The organism is Stenotrophomonas sp. GD03777, assembly GCF_029842485.1.
GTDB classification, from domain to species: domain Bacteria; phylum Pseudomonadota; class Gammaproteobacteria; order Xanthomonadales; family Xanthomonadaceae; genus Stenotrophomonas; species Stenotrophomonas sepilia.
The window spans coordinates 45,938-64,272 of sequence record NZ_JAOCGL010000011.1 but is presented as its reverse complement, the minus strand read 5'-3'; the positions used below and the strand labels follow the sequence as shown (position 1 = coordinate 64,272).

The window sequence follows — 18,335 nt, the reverse complement described above, 5'->3', positions numbered from 1 at the left end:
GGCAGTAACCCAGAGCCGCCTTTGACGTTGCAGTTGCAGTTAAGCCTGCCGCAGGCAGCGCCCGCGGCCGCCGCCGCAAGCAAACCCCTTAGATCTTCTTTGCCAGCGCCTCGGCCAGGCCGGTGTAGCTGCCCGGGGTCATCTCGAGCAGACGCTGCTTCGCATCCGTCGGCAGCTCCAGCCCCTGCACGAACGCACGCATCGACTCGGCCGTGATCCCCTGGCCGCGGGTCAGCGCCTTCAGCTGCTCGTACGGGTTCGGCAGGCCATGGCGGCGCATCACCGTCTGCACGGCCTCGGCCAGCACTTCCCAGGCCGCGTCCAGATCCGCATCCAGGCGCTGCGGGTTCACCTCCAGCTTGCCCAGGCCCTTGGCCAGCGAATCCAGTGCCACCTGGCTGTGGCCGAACGCGGTGCCCAGCGCACGCAGCACGGTGGAATCGGTCAGGTCACGCTGCCAGCGGCTGATCGGCAGCTTCGCGCTGAAGTGCTCGAACAGGGCGTTGGCGATGCCGAAATTGCCTTCCGCATTCTCGAAGTCGATCGGATTGACCTTGTGCGGCATCGTCGACGAGCCGACTTCGCCTTCCTTCAGGCGCTGCTTGAAGTAGCCCAGCGAGATGTAGCCCCAGATGTCGCGGGCCAGGTCGATCAGGATGATGTTGGCGCGGCGTGCGGCATCGCCGATCTCGGCCACGTTGTCGTGCGGCTCGATCTGCGTGGTGTACGGGTTGAATACCAGGCCCAGGCCGGTCACGAAGCGCTCGGCGAAGGCAGGCCAGTCCACGTCCGGGTAGCTGGCGATGTGGGCGTTGTAGTTGCCGACCGCACCGTTGATCTTGCCGGTCAGTTCGACCGCGGCAATCTGCCTGCGCTGGCGCTCCAGGCGGGCGACCACGTTGGCCAGTTCCTTGCCCAAGGTGGTCGGCGAGGCGGTCTGGCCGTGGGTGCGCGACAGCATCGGCTGGCCGGCCTGGGCGTGGGCCAGGCTGCGCAGGGTGCTGGCGATGCCGTCCAGGGTCGGCAGCAGCACTTCACGGCGGGCCTGTTCCAGCATCAGGCCGTAGCTGAGATTGTTGATGTCTTCGCTGGTGCAGGCGAAATGCACGAATTCCAGCGCCGGAGCCAGCTCGGCGTCGTCCTTCAGCTGTTCCTTGATGAAGTACTCCACCGCCTTGACGTCATGGTTGGTGGTGCGCTCGATCTCCTTCACGCGTGCAGCCTGGGCCGGGCTGAAGCTGGCGGCCAGGGCGCGCAGGCGGGCGACGGCGGCGTCGGAGAACGGGGCCAGTTCGACGATGCCCGGCTCGGCGGCCAGCGCCAGCAGCCATTCCACCTCGACCGTGATGCGGGCCTTGATCAGGCCGTACTCGGAGAAGATCGGGCGCAGGGCGTCGACCTTGCCGGCATAGCGGCCATCGAGCGGGGACAGGGCGAGCAGGGCGGAATCGGACATGTCGGCAGGGCTGGGGCGAGCGGCGGGGGCCATATTCTACGACGCGCCGGTCAGGTAGTGCCGGCCGCTGGCCGGCAACCACGCCCGGCCTACGCTTCCATGGATTGCCGGCCAGCGGCCGGCACTACCCCTGCGCGTGCACAACGGCCGTGCAGACGGAACGATCTGGCCCGCGCTCGTCATCCCACGCTGCGGGCAAGGGAGTATCGTTGGCGCAGCCGCCAGCCCGGGAAGCGACACCCTGCCAGCCGCCGCTTCCCTTTCCCCAACTGAAGTAGTGCGGAGTTGATGCAATGAGCAAAGCTGCAAGCAAGGGTTTCAGAATCGAACACGACAGCATGGGCGAGCTGCAGGTGCCTGCCGACGCCCTGTGGGGCGCGCAGACCCAGCGTGCCGTGCAGAACTTCCCGGTGTCGGGCCAGCGCATGCCGCGCGGTTTCATCCGTGCCCTGGGCCTGGTCAAGGGCGCCGCCGCGGGCGTCAACGCGGAGCTGGGCCATCTGCCGAAGAACGTGGCCAAGGCCATCCAGACCGCTGCCGCCGAAGTGGCCGCCGGCAACTGGGATGCGCAGTTCCCGATCGATGTCTACCAGACTGGTTCGGGCACGTCGTCGAACATGAATGCCAATGAGGTCATCGCCACACTGGCCAACCGTGCCGGCAAGGCGGGCAAGACCGCCGTGCACCCCAATGACCACGTCAACCAGGGGCAGAGCTCCAACGACGTGATTCCGACCGCGCTGCGCGTGTCGGCGGTGTTGGCGACGCATGAGCAGCTGCTGCCGGCGCTGGTGCACCTGCGCAAGACCCTGGACAAGAAGGGCCGCAGCCTGCGCAAGGTGGTCAAGACCGGCCGTACCCACCTGATGGACGCGATGCCACTGACCTTCGAGCAGGAGTTCGGCGCATGGTCGGCACAGCTGGCCTCGGCGCAGGAGCGGATCGAAGACAGCCTCAGGCGCGTGCGCCGCCTGCCGCTGGGTGGCACCGCCATCGGCACCGGCATCAATGCCGACCCGCGCTTCGGCGCGCAGGTGGCCAAGGCACTGAAGCAACAGACCGGTTTCAAGTTCGACAGCGCCGAGAACAAGTTCGAGGGCCTGGCCGCGCAGGATGATGCCGTGGAACTGTCGGGCCAGCTCAATGCACTGGCCGTGGCGCTGATCAAGATCGCCAATGATCTTCGCTGGATGAATGCCGGTCCGCTGGCCGGGCTGGGCGAGATCGAACTGCCGGCGCTGCAGCCGGGCAGCTCGATCATGCCGGGCAAGGTCAACCCGGTGATTCCGGAAGCGACCGTGATGGCCTGCGCGCAGGTGATCGGCCACCACACGGCAATCACCGTGGCCGGGCAGACCGGAAACTTCCAGCTCAACGTCACCCTGCCGCTGATCGCGGTGAACCTGCTCGATGGCATCGGCCTGCTGGCCAATGTGTCGCGGCTGCTGGCCGACAGCGCGATCGCCGGGTTGAAAGTGCGCGAGGACCGTGTGGCCGAAGCGCTGGCGCGCAATCCGATCCTGGTCACGGCATTGAATCCGATCATCGGCTACGAGAAGGCCGCGGCCATCGCCAAGCGTGCCTACAAGGAACAACGCCCGGTGTTGGACGTGGCACTGGAAGACAGCGGGCTGGAGGAGGCCGAATTGCGGCGCCTGCTGGATCCGACCGCACTGACCGCAGGTGGCATCCAGGCTGGCGGTGGTGGCGCCGGCGGTTGATCTGCTGGTTGTAGAGCCGAGCCCATGCTCGGCTCAGGTTCCGGGCAGCAGCCGAGCATAGGCTCGGCTCTACAAGAGGAAACGCCGCCCTGGGGCGGCGTTTCTGCTTCAGCGACGGTCGGCGACGATGTTGCCGAACGTGTCGGTGTAATCCTTGAACTCGGGTATGCGCTGGACCAAGTCCGCCGGAATCACTTCCATGCCCTCCGGCGGCTGGATCTTCACCGGTTGCATGTTGGGATCGGCCGGGGCGGCGACCAGGGTGTTCTGGCGCAGCACCTGCAGCTTGCCGAACATCGTCTGCAGCATCTGCTTCTGCCCCTGGTCCAGCGGGATCTGGATCTCGTCCACCTTCATCGTGCCATCGCCGAGGATGATGATGTTCGGTGCCGGCGGGCGACGCACGGTCACCATGCCTTCGCTGACGGAAATCTTGGGCTTGCCGCGCTCGGCGCGGTGATTGCGGTAATCCTTGTCACAGCCGACCAGGCCCAGGCAGAGCAGGGCGGCCAGCAGCAGGAACAACTTCTTCATGGCATTCGGTTCGGGGGCGTCCGGGGCCGCCATTGTAAGCCGGTCGGCACGTGACGGCCGGCAGCGGGGCGCCGCTGCCGGCCGGGTGCGCTGATCTGTCACAGGCCTAGCGCTGGACCACGGTGTCCTTGCCGCAGTCGTCGACGTCACTCTGGTCCATTGTGGCGTAGGGCTTGAACGCGGGCAGCGAAGCGGCCAACGCCTGCTGGCTGGCCAGCATCGCCGGCATGCGGTTGCAGATGCGCTTGGCCTGGGCTTCGATCTTCTCCGCCTCGGCATTGATCCGCTTCTCGATGCCCTCGCTGTCGCCGCTGAAGATGCCCTTCAGGGCCTCTCCGGCAGCACTGGCGCCGAGCTTGGCACCGGCCAGGCCGACATCCATGCCGTCCATTGCAATGGCGACCACGTGGCCGCGGTACTCCTGCAGTTGGCGGCGCTGGGTTTCGTTGGCGGCCACTTCCTTGCCGGCGATCAGCAGGCGGCCATCCGGGGTGATCTCGGCACGCGGCTGCTTGTCGGCCGAGATCTTGATGTTGCCCTCGGTGATGTCCTTGCGGGCATCGTCCATGGCCTCCTTGACAGTCTGGCCGACGCCGCTGGTGGCCTCGGCGACGCTCTTGCCGATGGTCTTGTCGGGTGCGGAAGAAGTGCCGCCGCAGGCGATCAGCGGCAGGCACAGCAGGGTGGCAGGCAGCACGCGCAGCAGATTCATGGCAGTTTCCTCGATCGATCCGTTAGCGGTTACTTCTTACGGGGCAGGGTGACGGTGCCACTGACGTTGCGGTGGCCGACATCGCCGCTGCCGCTGTGGTCGACGGTCAGGCTGCCGCGCACGCCATCGACCTGGATGTCCCCCGAGCCGTGGCTGCGCACATGCACATTGCCGCCGATGTCGGACAGATCAACATCGCCCGAGCCGACCACACCGACCTCGACGTTGCCTTGCACGCGCTTGAACCCGATGTCGCCGGAACCGACCGTGTCCAGTCGTGCGTTGCCGCGGACATCGCTGATCTTCAGGTCACCCGAACCGACAGTGCCGGTGACCGCATCGCCACCGATGTTGCGCACCTTGACGTCGCCGGAACCCAGCGAAAGCAGGTTCAGCGAACTGCCGCCATCAATGTCCAGGTCGCCCGAACCCACCGCTGCGTGGATGCTGCCGCGGGTGCCACGCACGATGGCATCACCGGAGCCGACATCCACGCTCAGCGACTGCGCGTTGTCTACGCTGGCGTCGCCGGAGCCGACCTTCAGCTGCAGGGGCAGGTTGTCCGGCACGCTGCCACGGATGTCCAGCCAGGCGTAGCTGCTGCCCAGGCTGATGCCGCTGTCGCGGCCCTCGCGGCGCAGGCTCACCACCAGCTTGTCGCCCACCCTGCGCTGGTCCAGTACCAGCTGGTCCAGCCATTCCTGGCTGGACGCGCAGGCGCGGCCATCGAGCTGGCCAGTGCCCTTGCCGGCGACGACCTTCAGGTCGTGCTGGTTGACCTCGAGCACCACAGCCCTGGCACCGGCCACATCCAGCTTCAGCGTGCGGGCGGCGGTGAACTTGCAGTTCGGAGCATCGGTGGCCAGCGCCGACAGCGGCAACAGCAACAACGCAGAACAGGCGAGCAGGGAACGCATGGGTGGTGCCTCCGGGTGGATGGAATCAGATCTCGCCGGCGCGCTTGCGCAGACGGATGGCAAGGACGATGAACACGGCGCCGACGGCGGCGCCGATCCACAGTTCCGGCATCGCCAGTGACTTCAGCTGCGAGGCCGGCGACATCAGGCTGACCACCGATTCGAGGTCGCGACGCGTGCCTTCCTCGGCGCTGAGGCGATACACCAGGTCCGTGCCCGGTACGCCGCCCAGCAGCAGCCGGCCAACGATGTTCTGCCAGAACCAGCCCGTGGTCAGGCCGATCAGCGGCATCACCTTGGTCGTGCTGACGATGACGCCGGCGAACAGCGGCAGCATCACCGCCCACAGGAACGGCTTGCTGCGGGCCCAGGACGAGCACAGCAGCAGCCAGCCGGCGGTGGGCAGGGCCCACAGGGCGTAGACCGGGATCCAGGCCAGGTGGCCGGCGGCCAGGGTCAGCGGGCTGGCCGGGCCCCAGATCAGGGTCATCGGGCTGCCGCCGTGCATCAGCGCGACGATGCTGATCACCAGCATGAAGCCGAACATGGTGATGATGCCGGCGATCACCGCGATCAGCGGGGCCACGATCAGTGCGCTGATCACCTTGGACAGCACGGTCTGGGTATCCGACAGCGGCAGTGACTTCCAGAACAGGATGCTGCGGTCGCGGCGGTCGTCGTACAGGGCACCCAGGCAGTAGAAAAACACCACGAAGGCCAGTACCAGGAACGGCCAGGCCGAGCTGAGCACCAGGGTCAGGTCGAGGCCGTTGCCGAGGTCAGCCAGATCCTTGGCACTGATGTCGCGGGTCAGCAGGGCCAGGTCCAGGCCGTTGATGTTCACGTCTTCGCCGTCGATGTGCAGGCCACCATCACGCGCGGCCCGGTGCAGGGCGAACAGGCCGAAGGCGATGCCGATGGTGCTCATCACCAGCGAGATCAGGCCGGCGATCAACGGTGCATACAGGAAACCGCCACGGTTCTCCCAGTACTCGCGCTTGAGCAGCCAGCGCAGGGTGCCCATCGGGCTGACGGGGTGGTTGACGGCATTCATGCGTAGGTCCCCTTCATGATGGCGACGAACAGATCGGCCAGGCCCGGGCTGCGGGTCTCGCCAAGCGTGGAAAGCTGGGCGCGCGGCACGCCATCGAACAGCATCACGGTCTTGCCGAACGCCAAGCTGCGCTCGTCGATCGGCTTCAGCGCACGCGCGGTCTCCAGCTGGTCGGCGTTGACCAGCAGCTCGGTGTAGCGCTGGCCGACATCGTCCATGTCCGCGTCGAGCACGATGCGGCCATCACGGATGAACATGACGTCGCTGAGGATGTGCTCGATCTCTTCCACCTGATGGGTGGTGACGATGATGGTCTTCTGTTCGTCGAAATAGTCCTCCAGCAGGCGCTGGTAGAACTCCTTGCGATAGAGGATGTCCAGGCCGAGAGTGGGCTCGTCCAGCACCAGGATGCGGGCGTCGATGGCCATCACCAGCGCCAGGTGCAGCTGCACGATCATGCCCTTGGACAGTTCGCGCACGCGCTGCTTCGGTTGCAGCTTGGTATTGGCCAGGAAGCGCTCGCAGCGGGCCCGGTCGAAGCGCGGGTGCACGCCGGCGACGAAGTCGATCGCCTCGCGCACCTTCAGCCAGCGCGGCAGCACGGCGACGTCGGCGATGAAGCAGATGTCATTCATCAGCTCGTCGCGATGCAGTCGCGGATCGCGGCCGAGCACGCTCAGGTCGCCTTCCACCGAGGTGAGGCCGAGGATGGCCTTCAGTGCGGTGGTCTTGCCGGCGCCGTTGGGGCCGATCAAGCCGACGATGCGCCCGCTCGGAATGCTGAAGCTGGCGTTGTCGAGGGCTACCGTGGTCCTGTAGGCCTTGCGCAGGCCTCGCGCGGTGATGACGGGTTCGCTTGCAGTGCTGTTCATCAGACGTTCCCCTGGGGCAGCAATTCGTCGAGGCTCAGGCCCAGGCGCTGAATGCGCTCCAGCACCGCGGGCCATTCTTCGTTGAGGAAGCGCTCGCGCTCGCTGCTGCGCAGCTGCGTGGCCGCCTGCTCGGTCATGAACATGCCCAGGCCGCGGCGCTTCTCGACCAGGCCTTCATCGGCCAGTTCCTGGTAGGCGCGCGAAACGGTGATGGGGTTGAGTTGATAGTCGGCGGCCACCTGGCGCACCGAAGGCAGGGCATCGCCCGGCTTCAGGATTCCGTCGAGCATCATGGCGATCACGCGCTCCTTCAATTGACGGTAGATGGGAGCGCCGTCGCTCCACTGGATGTCGCTCATATTCAGCTCCGTGGGGTCAGCGGCTGGGCGAACGAGAAATACGGCATGGACAGGGAGCTGTGCAGCCGACGCGGGGGAGGGGGGGAGGAATCGGCGTTCCCGGCCGGTGCAGCGGTTGCGTCCTGCGCACTATCGGGAGAGGCGGGGGTGGTGGGCGTGGCCAGCCAGGCCAGCACGATCAGGGTCGAAACAGCAGCGGCCGCGGGTGCGGTGAGGTTGCGACGGATGCGGGCGTTCACGGCTTCCCCCTGTCTCAGGTGACTGGTGTTGTATGCAACTATAACACCGGCACGCCTGGGTGCAACCCCCTGCCGTCCCCAACTGATGGCAGGGGTGGTCAAATTGCTGAAATATCCTCTTATCCATTTGATTGGAAAGGGAAATAAATTTGATGTGCGGGCTGGTCCAGTTCCGCCTGCCATTCAGTGTTGTCCATGCTATGTCATCACTGCGCCGTCGTTGGCAAGGCCAGCGGGAAGACGCCACGCCGCGCAAAGCCGCTGGCGCTTGCCGCAACGGGGGGGCGGGGGGCGGTGCTATAGTTCGGCCGATTCCCGGCCGCTACCGGCCGGCCCTGTGAATGGCTACCGCGGACCGCTCTCGATGCCCCTGCCGACCGTTATCCCGCGCCGCCTGCGCGGCCTGTCCCTGCTGACCCTGCTGGTGGCCGGCCTGGCCGGTTCCGGCCATGTGCTGGCGGCCGATCTGCTGGACCTGGAGTACCGCCCACTGGCCAGCAAGCAGCAGGTCAACCTGCAGCAGCGCTACCACGGGCAGGTACTGCTGGTGGTCAATACCGCAAGCAAGTGCGGCTATACCCCTCAGTACGAAGGCCTGGAGGCGCTGCAGAAGCGTTATGCCGGCCGCGGCTTTGCCGTGCTCGGTTTCCCGTCCAACGATTTCAAGGGCCAGGAGCCCGGTGACGAAAAGCAGATCCAGGATTTCTGCACGCTCACCTACGGCGTCAGGTTCCCGATGTTCGAGAAGGTGCATGTCGTCGGTGCACAGGCCACGCCGCTGTACCAGAGGCTGACCGCGGCCACCGGCGTGGCGCCGGGCTGGAACTTCCACAAGTACCTGGTCGGCCGCGATGGCAAGGTCATTGCCCAGTTCGCCAGCAAGGTAACGCCGGACGATCCGCAGCTGACCGCCGCCATCGACAAGGCGCTGGCCGCAGCCGCCACGCATTGATATCCGGCACGGATGCCTCGACATCGACGGCATGCGTGCGACAATGTTTCTTTTCGCGCCGACGTCGGCGCCCAGACACTTCCAGGAATGCAGCGAATGAAGATGGGAATGCGCGGCGCCGCGGCGTCGGTTCTGATTCTGGCGATGGGCACTTCGGGTGTCGCTCTGTCGCAACAACCGGCTGCCCCCGCAGCCGTCAAGGAGACCGCAACCTTGAATTCCCCCAAGCAGAAGCTCGGCTACGCCATCGGCCTTGATGTCGCCAAGTCGTTCACCCCGATCGCCGATGAGATCGATGTGGCCGCGCTGCGCACTGCCGTGGAGCGTTCGTTCGAAGGCCTGCAGCCGCAGATCACCCAGGAACAGGCCAAGGCCACCGATGCCGCGTTGCGCCAGGTCGTGATGGCCCGCAGTGGCCAGCAGGTGCCGGGCATGGCGCCGGGTTCGCAGCCGCCGAAGGTCGATCGCGTCAAAGTGTCGCAGATGATCGGTTCGTACTCGGTCGGCCCGTCGCTGGCACAGCTGAAGGACGACATCGATGTCGCCTCGCTGTTTGACGCGATCAGCACAGGCCTGAGCAAGGGCCAGCCGAAGATGACGGAAGCTGACGCGACCGCCACCATCCAGGCCTTCATGGGCAGCAAGCAGGCCGAGATGCAGGCCAAGGCCGCCGCCGCTGCGCAGACCAACCGCGAGGAAGGCAACGCGTTCCTGGCCAAGAACAAGACCCAGCCGGGCGTGGTGACCACCCCGTCTGGCCTGCAGTACCAGATCATCCGCCCGGGTAGCGGCGAGCGCCCGCTGCCGAGCAGCAAGGTGCGTGTGAACTACGAAGGCAAGCTGCTCAACGGCACCGTGTTTGACAGCTCCTATGGTCGCCAGCCGGCCGAGTTCGGCCTGGACCAGGTGATCAAGGGCTGGACCGAAGGCGTCGCGCTGATGCCGGTCGGTTCGAAGTACCGCTTCTGGATCCCGGGTGAGCTGGCTTACGGTGAGAACGGCACCCCGGGTGGCCCGATCGGCCCGAACGCGACTCTGACCTTCGACGTCGAGCTGCTGGGCGTCCTGCCGTAAGCGACCACGGAGCCTGCACGGACATGCGCGTTGCGATTTTCGGTACCGGTTATGTAGGGCTGGTGACCGGTACCTGCCTGGCCGACGTCGGCCACCAGGTGGTCTGTGTCGATATCGACCAGGCCAAGGTCGATGGCCTCAACCAGGGCATCATCCCGATCTATGAGCCGGGCCTGGAACCGATGGTGAAGGCCAACCACGCGGCGTCGCGGCTGGCGTTCACCACCGATGCCGCGGCCGCGATCGGCCACGGCCAGGTCGTGTTCATCGCCGTCGGCACGCCGCCGGACGAGGATGGCAGTGCCGATCTGCAGTACGTGCTGGCTGTGGCCCGTACCATCGGGCGGCACATGAGCGTGCCGACCGTGGTGGTCAACAAGTCGACGGTGCCGGTGGGCACCGCCGACAAGGTGCGTGCTGCCATTGCCGCAGAGTTGGCGGCACGTGGCGCGGACATCGCCTTCGATGTGGTGTCCAACCCGGAATTCCTGAAGGAAGGCGACGCTGTCGCCGACTGCATGCGCCCGGATCGCATCATCATCGGCGCGACCAGCGCCGAGTCGGTGGCGGTGATGCGGCGCCTGTACGCACCGTTCAACCGCAACCACGACCGCGTGGTGGAAATGGACGTGCGTTCGGCGGAGCTGACCAAGTACGCCGCCAACGCGATGCTGGCGACCAAGATCTCGTTCATGAACGAAATCGCCAACATCGCCGAACGTGTCGGCGCCGATGTCGAGCAGGTCCGCCAGGGCATTGGCTCGGATCCGCGCATCGGCTGGCATTTCATCTACCCGGGCGCCGGTTACGGCGGCTCGTGCTTCCCCAAGGATGTGCAGGCGCTGGCCCGCACCGCGCAGCAGGCCGGCCTGGAGCCGAAGTTGCTGAACGCCGTGGAAGCGGTCAACGACGCGCAGAAGGGCCATCTGTTCGCTCTCATCCAGCGTCATTACGACAAGGGTGAAGACGAAGGTGTGCGTGGCAAGACCTTTGCCGTGTGGGGCCTGGCGTTCAAGCCGAACACCGATGACATGCGCGAAGCCTCCAGCCGTCGCCTGCTGGCGCAGCTGTGGGAAGGCGGCGCGACGGTGCGTGCCTACGATCCGGAAGCGATGCACGAGTCGCAGCGCATCTTCGGCGAGCGCGATGATCTGGTGTTCTGCAGCAGTGCCGACGAGGCGCTGCAGGGGGCCGATGCACTGGTCGTGGTGACCGAGTGGAAGCAGTTCCGCAGCCCCGATTTCCAGAGGCTGCGCGAGCAGTTGAAGGACGCGGTGGTGTTCGACGGCCGCAACCTGTACGAGCCGGCGGATGTGGAAGCGGCGGGCCTGGCGTACTACGGCATTGGCCGGGGGCGCTCGCTGCATGTCTGATCTGCTGCCAACCGAACGCGAGCAGGCGCTGGAAGCGCGCCTGGTCGAACTGGAAATGCGCGTGTCCTTCCAGGAACAGGCGCTGGCCGAACTGAGCGATGCGCTGGCCGATGCCCGCATGCAGGGCATGCGCAACGCCGACGTGCTGCGCGTGCTGCTGGAAGACCTGGGCAAGGTCCGCAACGCGCTGAATTCTTCCGATCCGGCGAGCGAACCGCCGCCGCCGCACTACTGATCCGAATCCTATGAGCGATACCCTCCGCGACCAGCTGATGGGCCTGGGCTTCAAGCCTGCGCCCAAGCCCGAGCGCAAGAATGATGGCCCCCGCCGTGATGGTCGCCCGCAGGGCAAGGGTGGCAACGGCAATGGAAAGCCGCAGGGCGCTGGCAAGGGCGAGCACAAGCCCGGCGAGCGTCGTGGGCATGGCCACGGCGGCCCGGGCAAGCCCGGTCAGTCACGTGGCCCAGGCCAGCAGGGCCCGCGCAAGCCGCGCAGCGCCGAAGAGATGGACCTGGCCAAGGCCTACGCCATCCGCGCGCAGAAGGAAAAGGAAGAGCGCATCGAGACCGAGCGCCTGAAGCAGGAAGAGGCGCGTGTGCGCCGCGAGGCCAAGGCCAAGCTGGAAGAACTGCTGAAGGACAAGAGCCTGAACTCGGAAGCGGCCGATATCGCCCGCCACTTCCCATATGGCGGCAAGATCAAGCGCATCTATGTGACCGCCGAACAGCTGACCGCGCTCAATGCCGGCGAGCTTGGGGTGGTCCAGCTCAATGGCCGCTACCTGCTGGTGACCGCCGAGGTGCTGGCGCAGTCCGAGGCGGTGTTCGCCGCGTCGGTGGCGCTGAAGGTCGATCCGAATGCGCCGGCCGAGGAGGATCCGTACGCGGACCCGCAATACCAGGTGCCGGACGACCTGGTCTGGTAAGCGCGTGACCGCCGCGGGCGCGCTGCCGTCGCGGCCGTGGGGGAAGGGATGACCGCTGATCCAAGCCGCGGCTACGTGCCGCACATTGACGGCCTGCGCGCGATCGCGGTGCTGGCCGTCATCGTGTTCCACCTGGACCCGGCCTGGTTGCCAGGCGGGTTCACTGGCGTGGATGTGTTCTTCGTCATCTCCGGTTTCGTGGTCAGCGCATCAGTACACCGGCTGCCGCCGCTGTCGCTGGGGCAGTCGATGCTGCGCTTCTATGCGCGTCGCATCCGTCGCATCGCACCAGCGCTGCTGGCGTGCGTGTTGCTGACCGCTGTGGCGAGCGTGCTGTTCATTCCCGAGTCGTGGCTCAGCGAAGCCAGCGACAAGACGGGGCTGATGGCGTTGTTCGGCTTCAGCAACTGGGTGCTGGCGGCGATCGGCAACGATTACTTCGCGCCCAAGGCCGAATTCAATCCCTATACCCATACCTGGTCGCTGGGTGTGGAAGAGCAGTTCTACCTGCTGTTCCCGTTGCTGTTCCTGGCCTGGGCACGTGGCGCGCGCGGGCGTTGGATCAGCCTGGGCCTGTTCGCACTGGTCAGCATGGCATCGCTGCTGCACGCTGCGGTGCTGGGTCTGCGCGAGGCGCCGCCATCGTGGGCGTTCTACGCCACCAGCACCCGTCTCTGGCAACTGGGGCTGGGCGTGCTGTTGTTCCAGCTGCTGCACGTGCGGCAATCGCTGGACCCGGCAACCAGTCAGGCACTGAAGCGCGCTGCGCCGGTGTTTTCCCTGCTGGCCATGATGGCGCTGGCCCTGCTGGGGTGGGCGCTATGGTCCTCGCGTGCCGGGCGCTCGCCGTGGCCTGACGGCCTGCTGCCGGCCTTCGCCACCGCGGGCCTGCTCTGGGCGCTGCATCACCATCCGCAGGCATGGGTGGCGCGCCTGTTGGCCAGCGCTCCGATGCGCCGCATCGGTCTGCTTTCGTACTCGCTGTATCTGTGGCACTGGCCGGTGTTCGTGCTGATGCGCTGGACCGTGGGCCTGCAGGCACCCTGGCAGATGACCGCTGCGATGGTGCTGGTACTGGTGCTGTCATGGGCGTCGTGGCGCTGGGTGGAACAGCCGTTCCGCGGCACGTTGGCGCAGCGCCTGCGCCCCGGGCGTTGGGTGCTGGCCGGCGCGGTCGTACTGCTGTGCGCCGCCGGTATCCAGGCATTGCTCTATCAGCAGGCGCCACGACTGTCGCTGAGTACCGTCAGCCGGCATCCGGCCGATTGGTACCCCAATGGCAAGAGCGTGGCTGGCGATTATCCCAATTGCGCTCTGCTGGCTGCCAAGCATCGTTTCGAGGGCGGCAGTGCGCGGACCTTTGCCCGTGGAAACTGCGACCGCCCGACGCCGGCCGGCGCGCCGAAGCGGGTGTTTGTTGCCGGTGATTCGCATGCGATGGCTTACATCGAGCTGCTGCAGCGGCTGGCGCTGGAAACCGGCTCGGAGGTCTCCCTCTATGGCCGCGGCGGATGCCCGCAGGTGAGCCTGCAGAAGTGGCGTGGGGCGGGTGCCGGTTGCGCTGATTTCGATGCCGCGGTGTTCGCCGATATCGCGCGGCGCGCGCAGCCGGGTGATGCCGTGGTGCTGGTATCGCTGCGGATGCCTCGCCTGTCCGATCAGTTCGTGCTGTTCGATGCGCGGGCGCAGCTGGCGGGCGAACTGACAGCGGAGGCCACGGCAGGGCGTGAGGCCGAAGCGGTCGAGGCGATCAAGCAGTGGAAGCCACTGGCCGAGCGCGGTGTGCGCATCGTGCTGGAGGCGCCCAAGCCGGTGCTGCCGGCGCCGCCCTATCGCTGCTCGGACCGTTTCAATTCGCGCAACGAAGTCTGCCGCAATGGCCTGGACAGCACGCGCGAGGCGATGGAAGCGCTGCGTGCGCCGATGCTGGGCAGCCTGCGGCAGGTGGTTGATGGACTGCCGGGTGGCGTGCTGTGGGACCCGATGCCGGTGCTGTGCGACGACGCGCTATGTCCCGCGCAGCGCGATGGCCGCCCGCTGTTCTTCGATGGCGATCATCTCAGCGCGCATGGCAACCGCGTGCTGCTGCCATCGCTGCAGCAGGTGTTGCTGCAGCGCTGAATCGGAGCGTTGTCAGTGTCCGCCGTGGGTCCGGCGCGCGCGTATCAGCGGCAGGCTCAGCGCGAAGAAGCAGAGCAGGGCGCCAATCAGGGCGAAGCCGCTGCCGGCCAGGAACGCGGTGCGGCCGTCGTCGATCTTCCACAGTTGGCCGGCAATGAGCGCGCCCAGCACACCGCCGACACCGGACGAAAAGCCGTACAGCAGTCCTTGGCCGTGGCCGTTGAGACGACCGGGGAAGTAGGTCGCCAGCATCTGCATCGCTGCAGCGAAGAACGCGGCAAAGCCCAGCGCGTGCGCGGTCTGCGCCAGAAGCATCACCGGCAGGTTCTCCGGGAACAGTGCGGTCACGGCCCAGCGCAGGCAGGAACTGACCAGCGCGATCAGCAGCATCCAGCTGGCGTCGTAGCGGCGGAAGAAGCGGCCGATGGTGAAGAACACGCCCACTTCGAAGACCACGCCGATGGTCCACAGCAGGCCAAGGGTGGAGGTACGGTAGCCGTGATGGTCCATGTAGACCGAAAAGAACGTGTAGTACGGGCCGAACGACAGCTGTTCCATGAAGGCGGCCAGGAAGAACGCCAGCACCGGCGGTCGGCGCACGATCTGCCAGAAGCCGCTGGTGTCACCCGCAGTCTTGCCGATGCCGCGCGCGTAGTGGTTGCTGAAGGCCGAGGCAACCAGCAGCACGAACAGGGGCAGCATCATCCACGGCAACAATCCGGCGTGGTTGCCGGCGCCATCGCCTTCGATCAGCCAGCCGAACAAGGTGACCACGGCGATGAAGCCGAGCGAACCCCAGACCCGGATCAACCCGTAACGGTGGCTGTCGTTGCCCAGGTGGGTGAGGGTGATCGACTCGAACTGCGGCATCACCGCGTTGTAGAAGAAGCAGAACACGATCATCGCCGGGTACATCCACGGCTGCGGCAGTGGCAGCAGGAAGGCAGCGAAGCTGAGCAGGGTCAGCACGCAGCCGACGCGCAGCAGGCGGATCGGCCGCGGTGATGCGGCCGCCAGCGAGGTCCAGGTACTGGGTGCGATCACGCGGGTGGCGTACCACAGGCCCATCATCACGCTGATCGCGGTCACGCTCATGCCGCGCGCGGTCAGGAACAGGCTCCAGTACGGCGTGAACGCGCCGAGCGCCGCGTAGTAGAACAGGTAGAAACTTGAGAGGCGGGCAACGGGAACGGTCATCGCCGAATGATGAAGCAAAAAAGGGGACGGAGGGGATTAAGTCGCTAATGCACAAACGACTTAATCCCCTCCGTCCCCTTTTTGTGTCATTCGGGGTCGTAGTCGAGGTTGGAGGCCAGCCAGCGTTCGGCTTGGGCGCGGTCCACGCCCTTGCGCCGGGCATAGTCGGTGACCTGTTCGCGGCTGAGCCGCCCGACCACGAAGTACTGGCTCTGCGGATGGCTGAAGTAGTAGCCCGAGACAGCGGCCGTGGGCAGCATCGCGAAGCTCTCGGTCAATTCCATGCCCGCGTTCTTCTCAGCCTGCAGCAGGTCGAACAGGCGGCGCTTCTCGCTGTGCTCGGGGCAGGCCGGGTAGCCCGGTGCCGGACGGATGCCGCGGTACTGCTCGTCGATCAGGGCCTCGTTGTCCAGCGTCTCGGCGCGGTCGTAGCCCCAGAATTCGGTACGCACGCGCTGGTGCAGGCGCTCGGCCAGCGCCTCGGCGAAGCGGTCGGCCAGTGCTTTCAGCAGGATCGCGTTGTAATCGTCGTGCTCGGCTTCGAAGCGCGCGACGTGGGCGTCGATGCCGATGCCGGCAGTGACGGCGAAGGCGCCGATCCAGTCCTGCTTTCCGCTGTCGGCCGGCGCAATGAAATCGGCCAGGCAGAAATCCGGGCGTTCGGCTGGCTTGTCCACCTGCTGGCGAAGGAAGTGCAGGGTGGTTTCGCCCTGTGCGTGCTGCACGCGGACGTCGTCGCCGATGCTGTTGGCCGGCCACAGGCCGAACACGGCCTTGGCCGTCAGCCACTTCTCGCCGACGATGCGCTCGAGCATCGCACGGGCATCCTTGTACAGCTCGCTGGCCTGGGTACCGACGATCCCGTCGGTGAGGATCGCCGGGAACTTGCCGGCCAGCTCCCAAGCCTGGAAGAACGGCGTCCAGTCGATGTAGTGGACCAGTTCGGCCAGGGAATAGTCGTCGAACACGTGCAGGCCGGGCTGATTCGGTGTCGGTGGAGTGTAGTTGTCCCAGCCGCCATGGAATTTCTGCGCGCGCGCATGTTCCAGCGTGACCAGGCGCTTGGCGTCGCCCCGGTTGCGGTGGCGTGCGCGGATTTCGGCATAGTCGGCTTCGTTGGCGGCAACGAAGGCCTCGCGCAGATCACGCGAGATCAGCGACTGCGCCACGCCAACCGCGCGCGACGCATCCTTCACCCACACCGTCGGCGCCTTGTAGTGCGGGTCGATCTTCAGCGCGGTATGCGCACGCGAAGTGGTCGCGCCCCCGATCAGCAGCGGCAGGTCGAAGCCCTGGCGCTCCATCTCGCGGGCGACGTGGCTCATCTCCTCCAGGGACGGGGTGATCAGCCCGGACAGGCCGATCAGGTCTGCGTTGTGCTCGCGGGCAGCATCGAGGATCTTCTGCGCCGGCACCATCACGCCGAGGTCGACCACGTCGAAGTTGTTGCAGGCCAGTACGACGCCGACGATGTTCTTGCCGATGTCATGCACATCGCCCTTCACCGTGGCCATGATGATCCTGCCGTTGCTCTTGGCAGTGTCACCGCTGCGCGCCTTTTCCGCTTCGATGTAAGGCAGCAGGTAGGCCACGGCCTTCTTCATCACGCGCGCGGATTTCACCACCTGTGGCAGGAACATCTTGCCGGCGCCGAACAGGTCGCCGACGATGTTCATGCCGTCCATAAGCGGTCCTTCGATCACGTCCAGCGGGCGGCTGGAGGCCTGCCGGGCCAGTTCGGTGTCTTCCTCGACGAAGGCATCCAGGCCGTGTACCAGGGCATGTGCCAAGCGCTGTGCCACCGGCTTGTCGCGCCAGGCCAGATCTTCGGTCTTCGCCGCGCCCTTCTTGCCCTTGTAGCGCTCGGCGATCTCCAGCAGGCGCTCGGTGGCATCGCTTCGGCGGTTGAGGATCACGTCCTCGACACGCTCGCGCAGGTCCGGCTCCAGTTCGTCGTAGATCGGCATCGCGCCGGCGTTGACGATGCCCATGTCCATGCCGGCGGCGATCGCGTGGTACAGGAACACCGAATGGATGGCCTGGCGCACGGTTTCGTTGCCTCGGAACGAGAACGAGACGTTGGAGACGCCGCCGGAGACATGGCAGTGCGGAAGGGTCTGCTTGATGATGCGGGTGGCTTCGATGAAGTCCACCGCGTAGTTGTCGTGCTCTTCAATGCCGGTGGCGACGGCGAAGATGTTCGGGTCGAAGATGATGTCCTGCGGCGGGAAGCCGATCTCGTCGACCAGGATGCGGTAGGCGCGTGTGCAGATCTCGACCTTGCGCGCACAGGTGTCTGCCTGCCCGGCCTCGTCAAACGCCATCACCACTGCCGCGGCACCATAGCGCAGCACCTTGCGCGCGTGCTCGCGGAACAGCGCTTCGCCTTCCTTCAGCGAGATCGAGTTGACCACGCTCTTGCCCTGCAGGCATTTCAGGCCGGCCTCGATCACGCTCCACTTGGAGGAGTCGACCATTACCGGGATGCGCGCGATGTCCGGCTCGGACATGATCAGGTTGAGGTAGCGCGTCATCGCCGCTTCCGAATCGATCAGGCCCTCATCCATGTTGACGTCGAGGATCTGGGCGCCGCTGGCCACCTGCTGGCGGGCCACGTCCACCGCCTCCTCGTAGCGGCCTTCCTTGATCAGCTTGCGGAACTGCGCGCTGCCGGTGACGTTGGTGCGTTCGCCGACATTGATGAACAGCAGGTCCGGGGTGATGACCAGAGGTTCCAGGCCGGACAGGCGGGTAGGGCGGACAGGCGTCATGGCAGGCGTCGGCTCAACAGCAGTAGGGCGGGAAGTGCGGGACAGTGGCGGCAACGT

At 66.2% G+C, this 18,335-nt stretch carries 17 protein-coding genes; 7 read left to right on the top strand and 10 right to left on the bottom strand.

What is annotated here, in order from left to right; translation table 11 throughout:
* Positions 1-88: 88 nt before the first annotated feature.
* On the bottom strand, positions 89-1,456 hold the full coding sequence (gene purB / locus N5E02_RS04770; protein ID WP_065178598.1) for an adenylosuccinate lyase: 1,368 nt from the start codon (positions 1,454-1,456) through the stop codon (positions 89-91).
* Positions 1,457-1,749: 293 nt separating this feature from the next.
* On the opposite strand from purB, the gene N5E02_RS04765 reads away from it, so the two are divergent.
* Positions 1,750-3,177, top strand: a complete 1,428-nt coding sequence (locus N5E02_RS04765; RefSeq protein WP_005417504.1) for a class II fumarate hydratase — start codon at positions 1,750-1,752, stop codon at positions 3,175-3,177.
* A 108-nt stretch (positions 3,178-3,285) separates the two neighbouring features.
* Here N5E02_RS04765 and N5E02_RS04760 read toward each other — a convergent pair whose 3' ends face one another.
* From N5E02_RS04760 to N5E02_RS04730, 7 genes are all read right to left on the bottom strand, one after another.
* Entirely contained in the window at positions 3,286-3,711 is a 426-nt protein-coding gene (locus N5E02_RS04760) for a hypothetical protein (RefSeq protein ID WP_065178659.1), read from the bottom strand.
* Positions 3,712-3,817: 106 nt separating this feature from the next.
* On the bottom strand, positions 3,818-4,423 hold the full coding sequence (locus tag N5E02_RS04755) for a hypothetical protein (protein WP_065178600.1): 606 nt from the start codon (positions 4,421-4,423) through the stop codon (positions 3,818-3,820).
* Between the two features lie 29 nt (positions 4,424-4,452).
* The gene (locus tag N5E02_RS04750; RefSeq protein WP_279945926.1) at positions 4,453-5,340 is read right to left on the bottom strand and encodes a DUF4097 family beta strand repeat-containing protein; all 888 of its coding nucleotides are present in this window, start codon (positions 5,338-5,340) and stop codon (positions 4,453-4,455) included.
* A 25-nt stretch (positions 5,341-5,365) separates the two neighbouring features.
* A complete protein-coding gene (locus N5E02_RS04745) occupies positions 5,366-6,394 on the bottom strand; it encodes an ABC-2 transporter permease (protein ID WP_262090940.1) in 1,029 nt (342 codons plus the stop codon).
* On the bottom strand, positions 6,391-7,266 hold the full coding sequence (locus tag N5E02_RS04740) for an ABC transporter ATP-binding protein (protein WP_061480097.1): 876 nt from the start codon (positions 7,264-7,266) through the stop codon (positions 6,391-6,393). The genes N5E02_RS04745 and N5E02_RS04740 overlap by 4 nt, the downstream gene beginning before the upstream one ends.
* Positions 7,266-7,625 carry a GntR family transcriptional regulator gene (locus N5E02_RS04735; protein WP_005417481.1) on the bottom strand — a complete coding sequence of 120 codons (360 nt, stop codon included), beginning with the start codon at positions 7,623-7,625 and terminating at the stop codon, positions 7,266-7,268. The genes N5E02_RS04740 and N5E02_RS04735 overlap by 1 nt, the downstream gene beginning before the upstream one ends.
* 2 nt (positions 7,626-7,627) lie before the next feature.
* Positions 7,628-7,864: a hypothetical protein gene (locus tag N5E02_RS04730; protein ID WP_032954303.1), complete on the bottom strand. Its 237-nt coding sequence runs from the start codon at positions 7,862-7,864 to the stop codon at positions 7,628-7,630.
* 364 nt (positions 7,865-8,228) lie between these two features.
* Between N5E02_RS04730 and N5E02_RS04725 the strand changes: the two genes are divergently transcribed.
* The 6 genes from N5E02_RS04725 (at position 8,229) to N5E02_RS04700 (ending at position 14,310) form a co-directional block, all read left to right on the top strand.
* Positions 8,229-8,816: a glutathione peroxidase gene (locus tag N5E02_RS04725; protein ID WP_005417477.1), complete on the top strand. Its 588-nt coding sequence runs from the start codon at positions 8,229-8,231 to the stop codon at positions 8,814-8,816.
* Between the two features lie 96 nt (positions 8,817-8,912).
* A complete protein-coding gene (locus N5E02_RS04720) occupies positions 8,913-9,890 on the top strand; it encodes an FKBP-type peptidyl-prolyl cis-trans isomerase (RefSeq protein ID WP_139727356.1) in 978 nt (325 codons plus the stop codon).
* A gap of 23 nt (positions 9,891-9,913) precedes the next feature.
* Complete coding sequence (locus N5E02_RS04715; RefSeq protein ID WP_065178603.1) at positions 9,914-11,263, top strand: UDP-glucose/GDP-mannose dehydrogenase family protein; 1,350 nt, start codon at positions 9,914-9,916, stop codon at positions 11,261-11,263.
* A complete protein-coding gene (locus N5E02_RS04710) occupies positions 11,256-11,498 on the top strand; it encodes a SlyX family protein (protein WP_005410256.1) in 243 nt (80 codons plus the stop codon). The genes N5E02_RS04715 and N5E02_RS04710 overlap by 8 nt, the downstream gene beginning before the upstream one ends.
* Before the next feature lie 10 nt (positions 11,499-11,508).
* Positions 11,509-12,189, top strand: a complete 681-nt coding sequence (locus N5E02_RS04705) for a DUF2058 family protein (protein WP_005417446.1) — start codon at positions 11,509-11,511, stop codon at positions 12,187-12,189.
* A gap of 48 nt (positions 12,190-12,237) precedes the next feature.
* Positions 12,238-14,310, top strand: a complete 2,073-nt coding sequence (locus N5E02_RS04700; protein ID WP_279945924.1) for an acyltransferase family protein — start codon at positions 12,238-12,240, stop codon at positions 14,308-14,310.
* A 12-nt stretch (positions 14,311-14,322) separates the two neighbouring features.
* On the opposite strand, the gene N5E02_RS04695 is transcribed toward N5E02_RS04700, so the two are convergent.
* A complete protein-coding gene (locus N5E02_RS04695; protein WP_279945923.1) occupies positions 14,323-15,507 on the bottom strand; it encodes an MFS transporter in 1,185 nt (394 codons plus the stop codon).
* Between the two features lie 86 nt (positions 15,508-15,593).
* Positions 15,594-18,278: a methionine synthase gene (gene metH / locus N5E02_RS04690; protein WP_279945922.1), complete on the bottom strand. Its 2,685-nt coding sequence runs from the start codon at positions 18,276-18,278 to the stop codon at positions 15,594-15,596.
* Between the last annotated feature and the right edge of the window lie 57 nt (positions 18,279-18,335).

Coding starts and splice junctions, on each gene's coding strand:
- N5E02_RS04710 (WP_005410256.1), top strand. CDS start 11,256: ATGTCTGATCTGCTGCCAACCGAACGCGAGCAGGCGCTGGAAGCGCGC.
- N5E02_RS04760 (WP_065178659.1), bottom strand. CDS start 3,711: ATGAAGAAGTTGTTCCTGCTGCTGGCCGCCCTGCTCTGCCTGGGCCTG.
- N5E02_RS04740 (WP_061480097.1), bottom strand. CDS start 7,266: ATGAACAGCACTGCAAGCGAACCCGTCATCACCGCGCGAGGCCTGCGC.
- metH (WP_279945922.1), bottom strand. CDS start 18,278: ATGACGCCTGTCCGCCCTACCCGCCTGTCCGGCCTGGAACCTCTGGTC.
- N5E02_RS04700 (WP_279945924.1), top strand. CDS start 12,238: ATGACCGCTGATCCAAGCCGCGGCTACGTGCCGCACATTGACGGCCTG.
- N5E02_RS04745 (WP_262090940.1), bottom strand. CDS start 6,394: ATGAATGCCGTCAACCACCCCGTCAGCCCGATGGGCACCCTGCGCTGG.
- N5E02_RS04715 (WP_065178603.1), top strand. CDS start 9,914: ATGCGCGTTGCGATTTTCGGTACCGGTTATGTAGGGCTGGTGACCGGT.
- N5E02_RS04725 (WP_005417477.1), top strand. CDS start 8,229: ATGCCCCTGCCGACCGTTATCCCGCGCCGCCTGCGCGGCCTGTCCCTG.
- purB (WP_065178598.1), bottom strand. CDS start 1,456: ATGTCCGATTCCGCCCTGCTCGCCCTGTCCCCGCTCGATGGCCGCTAT.
- N5E02_RS04735 (WP_005417481.1), bottom strand. CDS start 7,625: ATGAGCGACATCCAGTGGAGCGACGGCGCTCCCATCTACCGTCAATTG.
- N5E02_RS04755 (WP_065178600.1), bottom strand. CDS start 4,423: ATGAATCTGCTGCGCGTGCTGCCTGCCACCCTGCTGTGCCTGCCGCTG.
- N5E02_RS04720 (WP_139727356.1), top strand. CDS start 8,913: ATGAAGATGGGAATGCGCGGCGCCGCGGCGTCGGTTCTGATTCTGGCG.
- N5E02_RS04750 (WP_279945926.1), bottom strand. CDS start 5,340: ATGCGTTCCCTGCTCGCCTGTTCTGCGTTGTTGCTGTTGCCGCTGTCG.
- N5E02_RS04705 (WP_005417446.1), top strand. CDS start 11,509: ATGAGCGATACCCTCCGCGACCAGCTGATGGGCCTGGGCTTCAAGCCT.
- N5E02_RS04695 (WP_279945923.1), bottom strand. CDS start 15,507: ATGACCGTTCCCGTTGCCCGCCTCTCAAGTTTCTACCTGTTCTACTAC.
- N5E02_RS04765 (WP_005417504.1), top strand. CDS start 1,750: ATGAGCAAAGCTGCAAGCAAGGGTTTCAGAATCGAACACGACAGCATG.